Source organism: Aquimonas sp. (assembly GCF_044377145.1).
GTDB lineage: Bacteria > Pseudomonadota > Gammaproteobacteria > Xanthomonadales > Xanthomonadaceae > Aquimonas.
In genome coordinates, this window is record NZ_JBILJQ010000016.1 from 51,289 (window position 1) to 66,117 (window position 14,829).

Consider the following 14,829-nt stretch of genomic DNA (forward strand, 5'->3'; position numbering starts at 1 on the left):
GGGGCTGAGAAAGTGGGCGCGCCAAGGCAATCGCTGCGCGTGGCCCCGGAATTGTGCTGATTCAGGTGTTTTTCAAGAGCGCGTGCGTCAACGGCCCGGCCGGCGCAGTCTCAAACGCCCCGCTTCAGCAGCACCAGGGTTTCAAAGTGGGCGGTGTGCGGGAACAGATCCAGCACCTGCGCCTCGATCGGCTGAAAGCTGGGCAGCTGCGCCAGATCGGCTGCCAGGCTGTCGACATTGCAGCTGGAGTAGACCAGGGTCCTGACCTCGCTGGCCTCGATAGCCGCGCACAGCTCGGCGCCGATACCGCGGCGCGGCGGGTTGACGATCAAGGCATCTGGCGCGCCGTCCAGCGCGTCGCCACGACTGGCATCGGCGACTTCGAAGCGCGTGTTGGCAAGCCCGATCTCGGCGCGCGAGAGCTCGGCGCTGGCGATCGCCTCGGCGCTGATTTCGCGACCGACCACGCTGCCGGCATGCGGGGCGCAGTGCAGGGCGAAGCCGCCGACGCCGCAGTACAGATCGAGCAGGCGCTCCGGGCGTGCCGCTTGGATCCAGGCGGCGGCGCGGGCATACAGCGCCGCTGCAAGCGTGGTGTGGGTCTGAAAGAAGCTGCGTGGCTTCAGATGCAGCGGAATGCCGTTGAGCTCGACTCGCAGGCTGTCGGGGCCGGGCAGCATCAGTTCGATGTCGCCCTCCAGCACGGCCTTGTGCTCGGGCTGCAGGTTGATCGATATCGGCCCCATATCGGGCAAGGCAGCCCGCAGCGCGGGCAGGTGCTTTTCGATCCGCGACAGCGGCTCGCGCGAACGCAGCACCAACCTGAGCAGCAGGGCACCATCGGGGGCGATGGTCAGCAGCAGATACTTGAGTTCGCCGCGACGTTCCTGCAGCGAGTAGGGCGCGATGCGGGCGGTCTGGATCAGGTCCCGCAGCGGCCCAAAGGCCCGCTGGATGGCTTCCGGATACAGCAGGCAGTCGGCGAGGTCGACAGCACGGTCCTGCAGGTCAACCAGGCCGAGCACGGGTGCCTCGCAGCTGCCGCCGACCGCCATCTTGGCCTTGTTGCGAAAGCCGGACTCGACGCTTGCCAGCGGCGCCAGCCAGCGCAGCCGCGGGCCTTGAATCCGCGCCTGCGCCAGCGTCTGCTTGGCCTCAAGCTGGTCTGCGTAGGCGCGCTCGATCCAGCTGCAGGAGCGGCAGCGGGCGGCAATGAAGTGGGGGCAGTGCATCTGCGGGCGCCAATTCCGGGGCGAGTTCAGGTCGGCTCGGTATCGGTGTCGTCCGTAGCACCGCCATCGGCATCGGCGGTGGGCTTGGCCTGGGCTGCATCCAGCTGGCGCAGCACCTTGAAGATCTCGCGGTAGGCGGCCGGCGGTCGGTTGGCGGCGCGCTCATCGCGGGCCTTGCGAACCAGCTGCCGAAGCTGCTGACGGTCGGCATGCGGGAACAGCTCGACCGCGTCGGCAAAGGCTTCATCCTCATTCACCAGACGGTCGCGCAGCTGCTCAAGCCGATGCAGGCGCGCGTTCTCGCGGCGCTGCGCATCGCGGTCGACGTCCAGGTGCGCTCGGATGGCCGCCACGGCATCGTCGTCACGGCGCAACAGCTTGGCGAGGTATTGGGTCTCGCGCTTCTTGGCGATGTTCTGGGTAATGCGTCGCGTATGCTGAACGGCCGCGCGCAGGTGTTCGTCCATCGGGACCTTCTTGATCTGGGGCTCGGACAACCCCACCAAGCGCTCGGCCAGCTCGAACACGGCAAGCGCCTCGCGGCGGTTCTGGCTGCGGCTGGGGCCGCGGTCCTCGAGTTCGAAATCTTCGCTGTCGTCGATGTTTGACATGGGCTGGCGGCTTTGCGGAAACGACAAAGGATACGTGAGTGGGCGCACTGGCTTTGAATACCGATGAATCGATGGCCCGTCTGGCGGCGCTGGCCGAGGACGCGATCAAGCGCTGCAAGGCGCTTGGCGCCGATCAGGCCGAGGTCGGTGTACACGAGGATGCCGGGTTGGCGGTCAATGTGCGCATGGGCGAAGTCGAGACGGTCGAGCACACCCGCGACCGCGGCTTGTCGCTGACGGTCTACTTCGGCGGCCGCAAGGGCAGCGCCAGCACGGCGGACCTCGATCCGACCACGATCGAGACCAGCGTTCAGCAGGCGTGTGCGATTGCACGCTTCACCGAGAGTGATCCCTGCGCCGGCCTCGCCGACCCCGAGCGCATGGCGACGAGCTTCCCCGATCTTGATCTGTGGCATCCCTGGGCCCTGAGCGCGGATGCCGCCATCGAGCTGGCGCTGTCCTGCGAAACCGCCGGACGCGCGCTCGACCCGCGCATCACCAATGCCGATGGCGCCAGCGTCAACACCGGCACCAGCCTGGCGATCTACGCCAACTCGCACGGTTTCGTCGGCGCTGAGCGCAGCACCAGCCATTCGCTGAGCTGCGCGCTGATCGCCGGCGAAGGCGAGGGCATGCAGCGCGACTACTGGTACACCAGCGGCTGCGCGGCGGAAGACATGGAAGCTGCAGCGTCGGTCGGCCGCCGCGCCGCCGAGCGTGCGCTGCGCCGCCTGGATCCACGCGAAGTGCAGACCGGCGACTACCCGGTGCTGTTCGCGCCGGAAGTGGCGCGCAGCCTGATCGGTCACCTTCTGTCTGCGGTGTCCGGTGGCGCCCTGTATCGACGCGCCTCGTTTCTGCTGGATCACATGGGCAAGCCGGTGCTGCCCAGCTGGCTGAGCCTGCGCGAGCGCCCGCACCTGCGGCGCGGGCTGCGTTCGGCCAATTTCGATGCCGAGGGTGTCGCCACGGTCGATTCCGATCTGGTCAGCAACGGTGTGCTCCAGCGCTACATCCTCGGCAGCTACAGCGCGCGCAAGTTGGGCTTGAGTAGCACGGGCAATGCCAGTGGAGTCCTCAATCTGCTGGTCGAGGGCCGGGGAGAATCATTTGAAACCTTGCTGGGCGGTATCCAGCGCGGCCTTCTGGTCACCGAGCTGATGGGGCAGGGCGTCAGCACGATTACTGGCGACTACTCGCGCGGCGCCGCCGGATTCTGGGTCGAGAACGGCGAGATCGCCTATCCAGTCGACGAATTCACCATCGCCGGCAATCTCAGGCAAATCTACGATCGGATTGAAGCGGTGGGCGGCGATGTCGATCTGCGGTCACATGTGCGCACCGGGTCCATCCTGGTCGGGCGCATGACGGTTGCCGGAGGCTCGGAGGAGGCTTGACCGTTTCTTGACACCCACGGCATGGAGCGCCGAGAGTGCGGGCTTGCAGTCGTCACGCGCCGCCTGTTTGATCCAACACCCGTCACCCGCAAGGAGCCGAGCATGAGTGATATCCCCGAGTCCCCGCTGCCGCCGAACCCGGCGCCACCGCAGCCCCCCCAGGGTTCCTTCGAGACCGGCCTGCCGTCGGGCGAAGAGCGCCAGTTTGCGCTGTTCGTGCACCTGTCCTCGCTGATCGGCTTCTTCATTCCGTTTGCCAACATCATCGCGCCGCTGATCCTGTGGCAGATCAAGAAGGCCGAGTCGGCCTTTATCGATGATCAGGGCAAGGAAGCAGTCAACTTCAACATCACCCTGGCGATCATTGGCCTCGGTCTGATGCTGTTCACCTTCATCACCTTCGGCCTTGGCGCTCTGCTGACTGTGCCGGCTGGCCTTGCGCTAGCACTTGCCTGGCTGGTGCTGGCGATCATGGCCGGTATCAAGGCCAACGAGGGCGTGACCTATCGCTACCCGTACATCTTCCGACTGATCAAGTAAGCAGCCGCGAAGTATCGCTCCACGAACGCCCCGCCGCTGCGGGGCGTTCGCGTTTTCGCTCGGGGCATTGGCCGCTATGCTGTGCGGCCACGCGTTCCGAGCAGCTCCGCATGCCCTATACCCCCATCGTCGCCACCCTCGGCTACGTACTGTCCGAAGACGGCCAGCGCGTGCTGATGGTCCATCGTAATGCGCGCGCCGACGATCAGCATCTTGGCAAGTACAACGGGCTTGGCGGCAAGCTGGAGCCGCTGGAAGACATCGCTGCCGGCATGCGCCGCGAGATCTTCGAGGAGGCAGGCATCGAGTGTCTGTCGATGCAGTTGCGCGGCACCCTCAACTGGCCGGGCTTCGGCAAGAATGGTGAGGACTGGCTTGGCTTCATCTTTCTGATTGACCGTGTCAAGGGCGTGCCACCGGCTCAGAATCCCGAGGGTGATCTGGTCTGGGTCGAACGTTCGCGCCTGATGGAGCTGCCGATGTGGGAGGGCGACCGGCACTTTCTGCCGCTGGTGTTCGATGCGGATCCACGCCCTTTTCACGGCGTGATGCCGTATCACTCAGGGCGGATGCAGTCGTGGAGCTACAGCCGTCTTTAGGCCCACGGTGCCGGGATCGAGCTGCAGCTCGTTCAGGAATTGCTAAGGCTTCGGGGCTTGGCTATATTCGATGTTCATGTCACACGCGTCGCGTGTGTCTAGGGATGGCCAGCACGGCTGTGGGGCGGAGTGGTACGCCGGCGATTGCGGTACGTCGGGGGACGCGCCCGGGCTCTGCAACAAGGCGCAAGGGAGACGTGACATGCTGATTCTGACTCGCCGCGTCGGCGAGACGTTGATGATCGGAGATTCGATCACCGTGACTGTTCTAGGGGTGAAGGGCAATCAGGTGCGCATCGGCATCGGTGCGCCCAAGGACGTGGCCGTTCATCGCGAAGAGATCTACCAGCGCATCCGCTCCGAAGGGGCTGAAGGCGGCAAGCCAAGCGAGGGCGACAACAATTCGGCCTGATCGGGCTTTACCAACTCAGCTTGCTTCGCTATAGTTGTTCGCTCTGCGGCGACGTCTTCGAAGGAAGGCCAAGCCAACGAATCCGGAGAGATGCCCGAGAGGCCGAAGGGGCTCCCCTGCTAAGGGAGTATAGGGTCAAAAGCCTTATCGAGGGTTCGAATCCCTCTCTCTCCGCCAGTTGCCATCGAAGGGGGCCGCAAGGCCCCCTTCGAATTGAAAGGCCTGCATTTCGGGCTTTCCGAGGCAATCTGGACGGGTGTTCCGCCCAGCCCGAAGGCATCGAATTCGATACGCCGGCAGGCTTGACGGAACAAAAAACACCCTCCATAATTTCGCTTCTCACGCGCCCGTAGCTCAGCTGGATAGAGCACCAGGCTACGAACTTGGGGGTCGGAGGTTCGAATCCTTCCGGGCGCGCCAAATAAGATGAAGAGCTGGTCGAGCAATCGACCGGCTCTTTTTCTTTGTGTCGCAGCAATCGAACGTTACATCGCGCAGGCAGTCCAACCTGTTCAGCGGCGTTCCGATCGACTGGTGAGAGCTTCCATGAGATCGAGTGACATCCCCTCTCAGGCGGATGATCAGAAGGCGTGTTTGAGCGAGATCGTCGGATGCGCCGCACTCACCGCTGCTCGCGCGCCACCAAGCCCAGCCGTGCAGCTTCCATCGTCGCCTCGGCGCGCGAGTTGATGCTGAGCTTGCGATAGATGTCTTTGACGTAGCCGGCTGCCGCGTGGGGCGACAGGCTCAGGGTGATGGCGCTCTGCTGCACGGTGTAGCCTTTGGCGATCAGCTGCAGTACTTCGGATTCGCGCGGCGTCAGTGCCTCCTGTCGGTGTGCGGGCTCGGCGCAGAGCCGTTCAGTGGGTGCGGCCCGGAACTGCCGGAGCAAGCGGCGGGCGATGCTGGGTGAAAGCGGCGGTTGGCCCCCGAGAATTCCGCGCAGCATATGCGTAAGCGCCGCAGCGGGCAGGTCCTTCAGCACGTAGCCCAAGGCGCCCGCGCGCAGCGCCGGGAATACATGGGCGTCGTCGTCGAAAACGGTGCTGACCACGCACGGACAGTGGCCGCCGCGCTCCTGCAGCGCCTCGATGATCCGCACGCCTGATCCATCAGGAAGCCCGAGATCGATCAGGGCCAGATCAATCGGATTTCGACCGTATGCGTCGGCGGCGTGCCTCTTCAGCATCTGAAAGGCGTCGGCGATCGACGCCGCTTCTAGGATATGAATGCCTGCGAAGGCCTGCAGCAACGCATTGCGCAGCCAGGCGCGCTCGGGCACCTGGTCGTCGACGAGCAGCGCCAGGCGTGGTGCGAGCCGGGCGCTCATGGGCTCACTGCGCCGGTGGCCGCAAGCGGGAAGCGCAGCATGATCTTGGTGCCGCCGAAGGTGCCGGGTGTCCGGTCGATGCGGCTCTGCAGTTCGGCCGCGCGACTGTGCATACCCTGTACTCCGCGCCCGCCTTGAATTGCATCGGGTGGGCCGAAACCGTCATCGCTGAGGTCAAGCAGCAGCTGCCCGCCGTCCGGACGGATCCGCACGCGCAAGCGCTTGGCCGCGGCATGCCGGATCGCATTGCTGATGCCCTCGCGCACGATCCGATGCAGGTGCAGGGCTTGGCCAGAGTCGAGCTGTGGGTCGGGCAGATCCGCGGCCTGCTCCCACAGCAGCTCGGCCTCTACGGTCCACAGGCGCTGGCGTGATTCTGCTTCGATATCGGCCAGCACGTTCGACAACGTGCCGGGCTCGCCACGCAAACGACTGACCGCGTCGCGCAGGTTCTGCACTACCGCACGGGCCTGGTCGGCAAAGGCCGGGGTTGGTGCGGTGTAGATCATTTGCAGTAGCTGCGAGCCGAGGTCGTCGTGCAGATCTCGATAGATCCTCTCGCGCTCTTCCAGTGCGGATTGCTGGCGAACGCGCGCGCGCTCATGTTTCGACTGCTCGGTGAACAGTTGCTGCTGGGCCTTCAGGCGGGTTCGAAGTTGGGCACACGAGCGCCACTGCCACGCGCACAGCGCGCATGCGCAGAGTGCACACCACGCTGCCAGCCATGCCACGCTCAGCGGCCTCGGCGCATGGAGTTGTGCTGATTCGGCATCCCCTGAATACGCGCATGCGCCTCGCGGCAGATGGCCTGCTCCGTCGCGAGATCAGCACCCTGGCGTGCTGTCGCCGGTGCGACGAAAAACCGTGCGCGCGAGGCCTGTGCGTTCGCGATGCGCAGCTCGACGGCGGGCGCTCTCGCCCATAACCTGGCGGAGGAGTAAACCGCGCGGGCGATGGCGGACTCCCGCCGACCAGAGTCCGACCAGCCGCGTGCCTCAGTCTTCGCCGCGACCCTGCACTGTCGGCTCAGCATGCCCCGGCCCCGCTCGCGTTTGCCCGCAGACGGCGAGCGGTCTACGTGAGCAGCGTCCTGTGTGGGGCCGCTGCGCTCGGCCAGAAGGTCGAAACGTGGTAACGCTACGGCAGGTTGTCCGTGTTCCATACCCGACATGTGTTGCTCTTGAGTGCTCCGCGCGCATCGCGCGGTTTCCCGACAGCCTCGACGATGCGGGGTGTGTCGATGGCGATTGCGGTGCCGAAGTCGAGCAGACCCAGCCTGTGATTTGTGCAGCCTGTCTCGGACCCGGTCGCCGAAGTTGCTGGGCAGTCGAACCTCGACCCTGACGCACAAGTCTTACTGCCCGCTTGGCCTGCCGTCATGTGCGTGAAGTCTCCCGTGAGGCGACGCAGATCATGTCGGACCGGACGCTCCGGAAGCGATCATTCGCTGCGACTGGCGATTCGCGCGCGTCCGGCCTTGCTGCCGTTGCTGCGGCCGAGTGCGTCCGACAACCATTGTCCGGTCGAGGCCAGGGCATCGGCATCGACGCCGTGTGTGAAGCCCAGCCCATCCAGCAGATAGAGCACGTCTTCGCTGGCGACATTGCCGGATGCACCTTTCGCGTACGGGCAGCCGCCGGCGCCACTGGCGGCAGCATCGACCACGCGCACGCCGGCGTCCAGACAGGCGCTGATGTTGGCGATCGCCTGGCCGTAGGTATCGTGGAAATGCACCGCCAGTGCGCTCATCGGCACGACTGCGGCCACGGCATCCAGCATCGCGCGCGCCTTGCGCGGGGTGCCGACGCCGATGGTGTCGCCGAGCGAGATTTCGTAGCAGCCCATAGCAAACAGCCGCTGCGCGACGCGCACCACGTCGGCCAGCGGCACCTCGCCCTGGTACGGGCAGCCCAGCACGGTGGATACGTAGCCGCGCACCGCGACGCCGTCGGCGCGAGCCGCTTCGATCACCGGCGCGAAGCGCTGCAGGCTTTCCGCGATGCTGGCGTTGATGTTCTTCTGCGAGAAGGCTTCAGAGGCCGCGCCGAACACCGCGATCTCCTCAACGCCGACGGCGCGGGCGCGCTCGTAGCCCTGCAGATTGGGCACCAGCACCGGATAGCGCACGCCGGGCCGGCGCTGAATCGCTGCGAATACCTCGGCCGCATCAGCCAGCTGCGGCACCCACTTGGGGCTGACGAAGCTGGTCGCCTCCACGGTCTGCAGGCCGCAGGCGCCGAGGCGTTCGATCAGCTCGATCTTGAGTGCCGCCGGCAGCAGGGTCGATTCGTTCTGCAGGCCGTCGCGCGGGCCGACTTCGACGATGCGGACGTGGTTGGAGTCTGCACTGCTCATTGGCGGCTGCCTTCGCGGATCAGTTCGGCCTCGATCTCGGCCAGTGACTTGCGACTGCGTTCAAGCCGAATCGACGGCTCGCGCTCGAACAGCCCGGCCGTGCCGACGATGCGCAGCACATCGGCGCGGGTGCCGCGCAGATAGACGTGCAGCTCGTTGAGCGTTGAAGAGACCGTGCCCTCCAGCAGTCCATCAATGACCATGCGGGCGGCGGCGCGGTCGTCGACCTTGTGGATATCGAGGCGATCGCCGCGCAGACGGTAGCGGGCGATGTAGAAACTGCGCGCAGGCACCGGATCGATTCCGTGCACGGGCGGCAGGCTGACCAGATCCTGCAGCGAGGCGTCGGCGATCACGACATAGCGCTGGCCGCGGTGTTCAACGAAGTTCAGCGGCACCGGCACCGGGCGCAGCGGGCCGCCGGGTTCGAGCTGGGTCAGCAGGGTGCTGGCGCAGTTCGCATCGACCTGCAGGCCGGAGGCCTTGCTCTCATCGCTGCGGTCCAGCCACACGCCCTTCCAGGCCGCATCACAGCGCTCGATGCGCTCACCGGGCGGCGACTCGAAGCGGGTTTCGACGCAGCCGGCGAGCAGGCAGATCAGAGCGAGCAAGGCCAGGGCGCGGATCACTGTTCGGACTCCAGCCTGATCAGTACCGAATCCGCTTCGACGAAGTCGCCGGCCGCGACCTGCACCACTTCGACCACGCCGGCGCGCACCGCGCGCAGGCTCAGCTCCATCTTCATCGCCTCCATCACCAGCAGCACTTGTTCGGCCTCGACCGCATCGCCTGCCTGCACATTGACCAGCACGATCCGGCCCGGCATCGGTGCGCGCAGACGGTCACGATCACCGCTGCTGGTTTCGCCCTCGAACTCGAAAGCCGGGCGCTGGCTGAAGGTCCAGCGTTCGCTGCCGTCGTGCAGCAGCACGCGGGCACCATCGACCCGGCAGCGCAGGCGACGCAGCTGGCCGTCGATGCGCAGGCTCAGCTCATCCGCACCGAGTTGGGCATCACGCACATCGATCCGCTGCTCGCCAATGCGCACCGCATAGTCACCGCCACTGCCCTGCACATGCAGTTCGAAGCGCCCGCCTGGGCCGTCCAGCACCAGCAGGCGGTCGCCGGCGTGGCCGCCGCGCCAGCTGTCGGCCAGAGCCCAGGGCGAGTCGGGCTCGGCACTGCCGCGCGCCTGTGCATGCACGTTGGCCGATTCCGACAGCAGCACCGCGGCCGCGGCGGCGGCGACCAATGCGGGCGGCGCAGTGCGCGCACCGGGCAGCACCTGATCGAGATGCCGATCCAGATAGCCGGTGTCGATGCTGGCTTCGACCACCGCCGGGTGGCGGATCAGGCGCTCCAGGAACTCGATGTTCGACTTCGGCCCCTCGATGCGCGAGCGCGCCAGCGCATCGCCCATGCGGGCCAGCGCCTGCGGCCGGTCGGGAGCGTGCACGATGAGCTTGGCGATCATCGGGTCGTAGAACACGCTTACGGTGTCGCCTTCGATCACCCCGGCATCGATGCGCACGCCGGGCAGGCCAGTGGGGAGCTCAAGCCGATCGATGCGGCCGGAGCCGGGCAGAAAGCCGGCTTCGGGGTCTTCGGCGTACAGCCGCACTTCGATCGCGTGGCCGCGGCTTTCGATCTGCTTCTGCGTGCGCGGCAGCGGCTCGCCGGCAGCGACGCGCAGCTGCCATTCGACCAGGTCAAGCCCAGTCACAGCTTCGGTCACCGGATGTTCGACCTGCAGCCGGGTGTTGATCTCCATGAAGTAGAAATCACCGCCTGGACCGACGATGAACTCCACCGTGCCGGCGTTGACGTAGTCGATCGCGCGCGCTGCCAGCACGGCCGCAGCACCCATCTCGGTGCGGCGGTCGGGGGTGAGAAAGGGCGAGGGCGATTCCTCGATCACCTTCTGGTAGCGACGCTGCGCCGAGCACTCGCGCTCGTTCAGATGGATCACCGTGCCGTGGCTGTCACCGAACACCTGGATCTCGATGTGCCGCGGGGTTTCGACATAGCGCTCCAGCAGCACGCGGTCGCGGCCGAAGGCGTTGGCCGCTTCACGCTGGCAGCTGTCCAGATTGGGCAGAAATTCGGCAGTCGAGCGCACGATGCGCATGCCCTTGCCGCCGCCGCCGTGGGCGGCCTTGATCATCAGCGGATAGCCGATGCGTTCGGCTTCGGCCGCCAGCCGCTCGCGCGATTGGTCCTCGCCGGTGTAGCCGGGCACCACCGGCACCTGGGCCGCCTGCATCAGTTCCTTGGCGCCGGCCTTCGAGCCCATCTTGCGCATTGACGCTGCAGACGGGCCGATGAACACCAGCCCGGCCTGCACCACTGCATCGGCGAAGTCGGCGTTCTCGGACAGAAAGCCGTAGCCCGGATGGATCGCCTGCGCGCCGGTGGCGAGTGCGGCCTGGATGATCGCCTCCGGCCGCAGGTAACTCTCGCGCGGGCTGGAGCCGCCGATATGCACGGCGACATCGGCCAGCCGCGCATGCTGGGCGGACGCATCGGCGTCGGAGTAGACCGCGATGGTGCGAATGCCGAGCGCGCGGCAGCTGCGGATGATGCGGCAGGCGATCTCGCCGCGGTTGGCGATCAGAACGGAGGCAAACGGCATGCGGGACATCTCGCGAAGCGCGGCGCGCAGGGGCGGCGCCGCTACAGCGCGCTAGTTTCGGGGATTCGCTCGCGCTTGGCTATGTGGCCCTAGAGCCCGCTCAGCGCGCGCAGCTCGCTGCTGGGTTCGCCGCGTTCCCACAGTTCGTCGAATTCGTTCTGCAGCTGACGGCGACGGCCTTCGGCCCGCAGGCTGGCGGTGCCTTCGAATCGGCTGGCGAGCGGCCGGTGGAAGTAGCCGCCGGCATCGTTCAGCAGCAGGGCGCTGGGGTTCTGGCGGTCGACCGGCTCGATCACGCTGCGGACCTGGATCAGGCTGGTCAGGCGTTGTAGCAGGGGCAGCCAGGGATGCAGGTCACGCAGGGTGCTGGCGGCATCCTGCAGCAGGATGCGGACCTCCACGCCACGGCCGCGCGCCACCAGACTGCGCAATGCCTCCAGCGCCTGTGGTGTGCCCAGCAGCAGTGGGTCGAGATCGCGGCTGAAGATGCTCAGGCGATAGCGCGCCTGCTGCAGCAGCTCGAGGCTGAGCGCGCGCGCCTGATGCTCGGATTCGATCTTGAGTTCGACCGGGCCGGGACTGCGCTCGACCACATCCGCCGCCAGGGCACGGCGCATGTGCACATGCTCGATGCCGGCCTCCCAGAAATTCTCGCCATAGGCTTCGAAACCGTGGCGGACATAGAACGCGCAGGCGTGAACCTGCGAGTGCAGCTCGACTTCCGCAATGCCTCGGCTGCGCGCAATCTCGACCAGGCGCTCAAGCATCACCCCGCCGACACCTCGGCCGCGCCAGCTGGACACTACCGCCATCCGGCCGATGCGGCCGTCGGGCATCAGCCGCCCGGTGCCGATGGCCGTGCCGTCTTCGGCGCGCGCCAGCACGTGCTGGCAGAGTGGATCCAGCGCGTCGAGCTCGATTTCGAGCGGAACGTTCTGGCCGCGCACGAACACCTCGTCGCGGATCGCGCGCAGGGTGTCGAAATCGCGCCGGTAGTCGGCGGGCTCAACGCGGAAGCCTTCGGGGATCGGCGTAGTCATGGACTCAGCGACGTGACTTCCGGACGGCTTGGGCGATGAGATGCCCCGCCTGGACCAGCGCCCAGGCGGCATCGCGGTCGATCGGCTTCAGCGCTTCGAAGTTGCCACCGCTGAGCGCATCGCCGCGGGCCAGCCGCTTGGCGCCGGCCAGTGTGCAGGCATAGGTCTCGCCATGAACAAACAGCTGCGCACCGCGGCCAGCGCGGCCCCAGGCGACGCGGCTGAACGGGTGCCAGACCAGTTCGCCACCGGCGGCCAACAGGGCTTCAAGCTCGGGCCGAGTCGGCAGGCGCGGTGCCGGCTGCGGCGTGCCGGCGTTGCGATATGCGGTTATGAAGCGACCGAACCACTGCGCGAGTGCGGCATCGTCCATCGCCAGCAGCGGCGCGAGGCTGGCGCGTACGCGGGCGATCGCGGCGGCGTCGATCTCGGCCGGGTCTGCCGCCGGCTGCAGATCGGCGTCGGTGAAGCGTTGTTCTTCGCCAAGGCCGGCGCTGAGCTCGTCGGCGAGGTCGGTGACCAGCTCATTAAGCGATGGCGCACGCATGCCCAGCGACAGCGTCAGGCAGCTGTCCTCGGCGACGCCGTGGTGGCCGAGACCGGGCGGCAGGTACAGCATGTCGCCGGGGCCGAGCAGCCACTCATGGCTGGGGTTGAACTGCCGCAGCAGACGCAGCTGGGCGCCATCGCGGAAGTCCTTGGGCGCATTCGGGTCGGCATCGATCTGCCAGCGGCGATGGCCGAGGCCCTGCAGCAGGAACACGTCGTACTGGTCGACATGCGGGCCGACCGAGCCGCCCGCCACCGCGTAGCTGATCATGATGTCGTCGATCCGCCAGCGCGGCAGAAAGTCGAAGGCCGAGCGCAAGGCGCGCACGTCGCCGTCCCATTTGTCGACGTCCTGCACCAGCAGTGTCCAGTCGCGTTCGCCCAGGCTGGCGAAGCGGTCCTCGGCGAAGGGGCCGGTTTCCAGCGCGTACTGGTCCTTCGTGCGGTCGTGCAGCACCAGCCGCGCCAGCGCGCCGTCCTCGCAGGCCAGACCGGCCAGGTCCTCGGGCGTGATTGGACAATCGAAGCCGGCGAAGGCGCCGCGGATAAGCAGCGGGCGCTTCTGCCAGTAGTCGCGCAGGAACTGTGCGGCCGACATGCCGAGCCGCTGCTTGGCCGTGGCCTGCACTTCGATCGGCAGGACGCTGGCGGCGGTGCGGGTTGTTAGCGTGCGGGCCATTCTAGATCGCCTTCGCCAGCGCGGCAGCGAGGCCGGTGTAGTCGCCGGGCGTCATCATCAGCAGGCGCGATTTGTCGTGCTCGGGCATGTCGAGCGAGGCGATGAAGGCGCGCATCGAATCCGCATTGATGCCGTGGCCGCGGGTCAGCGCCTTCAGCTGCTCGTACGGGTTGGGCAGGCCGTGGCGGCGCATCACCGTTTGCACCGGCTCGGCCATCACCTCCCAGGCGGCGTCCAGGTCGGCGGCGAGGCGGTCCGGGTCGGTCGAGAGTTTGTTCAGGCCGCGCATCAATGCGTCGATGGCGATCAGCGCATGCGCGAACGCCGTGCCGAGTGCGCGCAGCACAGTGGAGTCAGTCAGATCGCGCTGCCAGCGGCTGATCGGCAGCTTCATCGCGAAATGATCGAGCAGGCTGTTGGCGATACCGAAATTGCCCTCGGCGTTTTCGAAATCGATCGGATTGACCTTGTGCGGCATGGTCGAGCTGCCGACTTCACCGGCCTTCACCGCCTGCTTGAAATAGCCCAGCGAGATATAGCCCCACAGATCGCGGCAGAAATCGATGCCGATGGTGTTGATCCGGCGCTGCACGTCGCACAGCTCGGCAATGCAGTCGTGCGGTTCGATCTGGGTGGTGTAGGGGTTGAACACCAGGCCAAGGCCTTCAACGAAGCGCTGCGACAGCGCCGGCCAATTGACGTCCGGGTAGGCCACCACGTGCGCGTTGTAATTGCCGACCGCGCCATTGATCTTGCCCTGCAGTTCGACCGCATCGAACTGCTTGAGCTGGCGACGCAGGCGCGCCAGCACGTTGGCGATTTCCTTGCCAACGGTGGTCGGCGAGGCGGTTTGCCCGTGGGTGCGCGAGAGCATCGGCAGCTCGGCATGGGCGTGCGCGAGTTCGCGCAGCTTGGCTTCGAGCTTGGCCAAGGCGGGCTTCAGCACGCTTCTGCGCGCCTCCGCCAGCATCAGCGAGTAGCTGAGGTTATTGATGTCTTCCGAGGTGCAGGCGAAGTGAACGAATTCCAGCGCCGGGCCCAGCTCGGCCGCGGTCGCGACAGCGGCTTCGTTCGCCGGGTCGGCACCGTCGCGCAGGCGTTCCTTGATGAAGTACTCGACCGCTTTGACGTCGTGATTGGTGGTGCGCTCGATCGCCTTGACGCGCTCGGCGTCGTCGATCGAGAACTCGGCAGCCAGCGCGCGCAGGCGGGCGGTGGCGGCCGCGGAGAAGGGCTTCAGCTCGACGATTGCCGGCTCGGCGGCCAGCGCCAGCAGCCATTCGATCTCGACCCGCACGCGGGCGCGGATCAGCCCGTACTCGGAGAAAATCGGCCGCAGGGCATCGACCTTGCTGGCGTAACGGCCGTCGACGGGCGACAGAGCGGTAAGGGCGGACAGGGCAGAGGACATGGCGCTCGACAGGCTTGGAGGGCAGCGGCGAAGTTTACAGGC

14 protein-coding genes and 2 tRNA genes are annotated in these 14,829 nt (G+C 66.6%); 6 read left to right on the plus strand and 10 right to left on the minus strand.

All coding sequences use genetic code 11. The annotated features are described in order from the left end of the window. Positions 1–110 precede the first annotated feature (110 nt). Positions 111–1,232, minus strand: a complete 1,122-nt coding sequence (locus ACIQ7H_RS07330; RefSeq protein WP_395789917.1) for a methyltransferase — start codon at positions 1,230–1,232, stop codon at positions 111–113. Between the two features lie 26 nt (positions 1,233–1,258). Next, positions 1,259–1,843: a ribosome biogenesis factor YjgA gene (gene yjgA, locus ACIQ7H_RS07335; protein ID WP_395789919.1), complete on the minus strand. Its 585-nt coding sequence runs from the start codon at positions 1,841–1,843 to the stop codon at positions 1,259–1,261. A 38-nt stretch (positions 1,844–1,881) separates the two neighbouring features. Here yjgA and pmbA point away from each other — a divergent pair, with 38 nt between their 5' ends. The 6 genes from pmbA to ACIQ7H_RS07365 all read left to right on the plus strand — a co-directional run bounded on the left by pmbA (position 1,882) and on the right by ACIQ7H_RS07365 (position 5,211). Beyond that, on the plus strand, positions 1,882–3,240 hold the full coding sequence (gene pmbA / locus ACIQ7H_RS07340) for a metalloprotease PmbA (protein ID WP_395789921.1): 1,359 nt from the start codon (positions 1,882–1,884) through the stop codon (positions 3,238–3,240). A gap of 102 nt (positions 3,241–3,342) precedes the next feature. After that, on the plus strand, positions 3,343–3,780 hold the full coding sequence (locus tag ACIQ7H_RS07345; RefSeq protein WP_395789923.1) for a DUF4870 domain-containing protein: 438 nt from the start codon (positions 3,343–3,345) through the stop codon (positions 3,778–3,780). A gap of 110 nt (positions 3,781–3,890) precedes the next feature. Further along, positions 3,891–4,379, plus strand: coding sequence for an NUDIX hydrolase (locus tag ACIQ7H_RS07350; protein ID WP_395789925.1), 489 nt, complete (start codon positions 3,891–3,893; stop codon positions 4,377–4,379). Between the two features lie 202 nt (positions 4,380–4,581). Further along, the gene (gene csrA / locus ACIQ7H_RS07355) at positions 4,582–4,791 is read left to right on the plus strand and encodes a carbon storage regulator CsrA (protein ID WP_395789927.1); all 210 of its coding nucleotides are present in this window, start codon (positions 4,582–4,584) and stop codon (positions 4,789–4,791) included. Between the two features lie 84 nt (positions 4,792–4,875). Then, positions 4,876–4,968: transfer RNA gene (locus ACIQ7H_RS07360), tRNA-Ser, on the plus strand. A 166-nt stretch (positions 4,969–5,134) separates the two neighbouring features. Continuing rightward, positions 5,135–5,211 (plus strand) — tRNA-Arg (locus ACIQ7H_RS07365). 202 nt (positions 5,212–5,413) lie between these two features. On the opposite strand, the gene ACIQ7H_RS07370 is transcribed toward ACIQ7H_RS07365, so the two are convergent. The 8 genes from ACIQ7H_RS07370 to purB form a co-directional block, all read right to left on the minus strand. Continuing rightward, positions 5,414–6,121: a response regulator gene (locus ACIQ7H_RS07370; protein ID WP_395789929.1), complete on the minus strand. Its 708-nt coding sequence runs from the start codon at positions 6,119–6,121 to the stop codon at positions 5,414–5,416. Next, the gene (locus ACIQ7H_RS07375; RefSeq protein WP_395789931.1) at positions 6,118–6,630 is read right to left on the minus strand and encodes a sensor histidine kinase; all 513 of its coding nucleotides are present in this window, start codon (positions 6,628–6,630) and stop codon (positions 6,118–6,120) included. Before ACIQ7H_RS07375 ends, ACIQ7H_RS07370 begins: the two co-directional genes overlap by 4 nt. Before the next feature lie 931 nt (positions 6,631–7,561). After that, entirely contained in the window at positions 7,562–8,476 is a 915-nt protein-coding gene (locus ACIQ7H_RS07380; RefSeq protein WP_395789933.1) for a hydroxymethylglutaryl-CoA lyase, read from the minus strand. After that, a complete protein-coding gene (locus ACIQ7H_RS07385; RefSeq protein ID WP_395789935.1) occupies positions 8,473–9,105 on the minus strand; it encodes a hypothetical protein in 633 nt (210 codons plus the stop codon). The genes ACIQ7H_RS07380 and ACIQ7H_RS07385 overlap by 4 nt, the downstream gene beginning before the upstream one ends. Beyond that, the gene (locus ACIQ7H_RS07390) at positions 9,102–11,108 is read right to left on the minus strand and encodes an acetyl/propionyl/methylcrotonyl-CoA carboxylase subunit alpha (protein ID WP_395789937.1); all 2,007 of its coding nucleotides are present in this window, start codon (positions 11,106–11,108) and stop codon (positions 9,102–9,104) included. Before ACIQ7H_RS07390 ends, ACIQ7H_RS07385 begins: the two co-directional genes overlap by 4 nt. An 89-nt stretch (positions 11,109–11,197) precedes the next feature. Beyond that, on the minus strand, positions 11,198–12,148 hold the full coding sequence (locus ACIQ7H_RS07395) for a GNAT family N-acetyltransferase (RefSeq protein WP_395789939.1): 951 nt from the start codon (positions 12,146–12,148) through the stop codon (positions 11,198–11,200). Between the two features lie 4 nt (positions 12,149–12,152). Further along, positions 12,153–13,376 (minus strand): JmjC domain-containing protein, encoded by a 1,224-nt coding sequence (locus ACIQ7H_RS07400; RefSeq protein ID WP_395789941.1) that lies wholly within the window; start codon positions 13,374–13,376, stop codon positions 12,153–12,155. Position 13,377: 1 nt separating this feature from the next. Further along, positions 13,378–14,787: an adenylosuccinate lyase gene (gene purB / locus ACIQ7H_RS07405; protein WP_395789943.1), complete on the minus strand. Its 1,410-nt coding sequence runs from the start codon at positions 14,785–14,787 to the stop codon at positions 13,378–13,380. Between the last annotated feature and the right edge of the window lie 42 nt (positions 14,788–14,829).

Excerpts from the sequence above, each read along its gene's own strand:
- ACIQ7H_RS07330 (WP_395789917.1), bottom strand. The coding sequence starts at position 1,232 with ATGCACTGCCCCCACTTCATTGCCGCCCGCTGCCGCTCCTGCAGCTGG.
- yjgA (WP_395789919.1), bottom strand. The coding sequence starts at position 1,843 with ATGTCAAACATCGACGACAGCGAAGATTTCGAACTCGAGGACCGCGGC.
- ACIQ7H_RS07345 (WP_395789923.1), top strand. The coding sequence starts at position 3,343 with ATGAGTGATATCCCCGAGTCCCCGCTGCCGCCGAACCCGGCGCCACCG.
- ACIQ7H_RS07350 (WP_395789925.1), top strand. The coding sequence starts at position 3,891 with ATGCCCTATACCCCCATCGTCGCCACCCTCGGCTACGTACTGTCCGAA.
- csrA (WP_395789927.1), top strand. The coding sequence starts at position 4,582 with ATGCTGATTCTGACTCGCCGCGTCGGCGAGACGTTGATGATCGGAGAT.
- ACIQ7H_RS07370 (WP_395789929.1), bottom strand. The coding sequence starts at position 6,121 with ATGAGCGCCCGGCTCGCACCACGCCTGGCGCTGCTCGTCGACGACCAG.
- ACIQ7H_RS07375 (WP_395789931.1), bottom strand. The coding sequence starts at position 6,630 with ATGATCTACACCGCACCAACCCCGGCCTTTGCCGACCAGGCCCGTGCG.
- ACIQ7H_RS07380 (WP_395789933.1), bottom strand. The coding sequence starts at position 8,476 with ATGAGCAGTGCAGACTCCAACCACGTCCGCATCGTCGAAGTCGGCCCG.
- ACIQ7H_RS07390 (WP_395789937.1), bottom strand. The coding sequence starts at position 11,108 with ATGCCGTTTGCCTCCGTTCTGATCGCCAACCGCGGCGAGATCGCCTGC.
- ACIQ7H_RS07395 (WP_395789939.1), bottom strand. The coding sequence starts at position 12,148 with ATGACTACGCCGATCCCCGAAGGCTTCCGCGTTGAGCCCGCCGACTAC.
- ACIQ7H_RS07400 (WP_395789941.1), bottom strand. The coding sequence starts at position 13,376 with ATGGCCCGCACGCTAACAACCCGCACCGCCGCCAGCGTCCTGCCGATC.
- purB (WP_395789943.1), bottom strand. The coding sequence starts at position 14,787 with ATGTCCTCTGCCCTGTCCGCCCTTACCGCTCTGTCGCCCGTCGACGGC.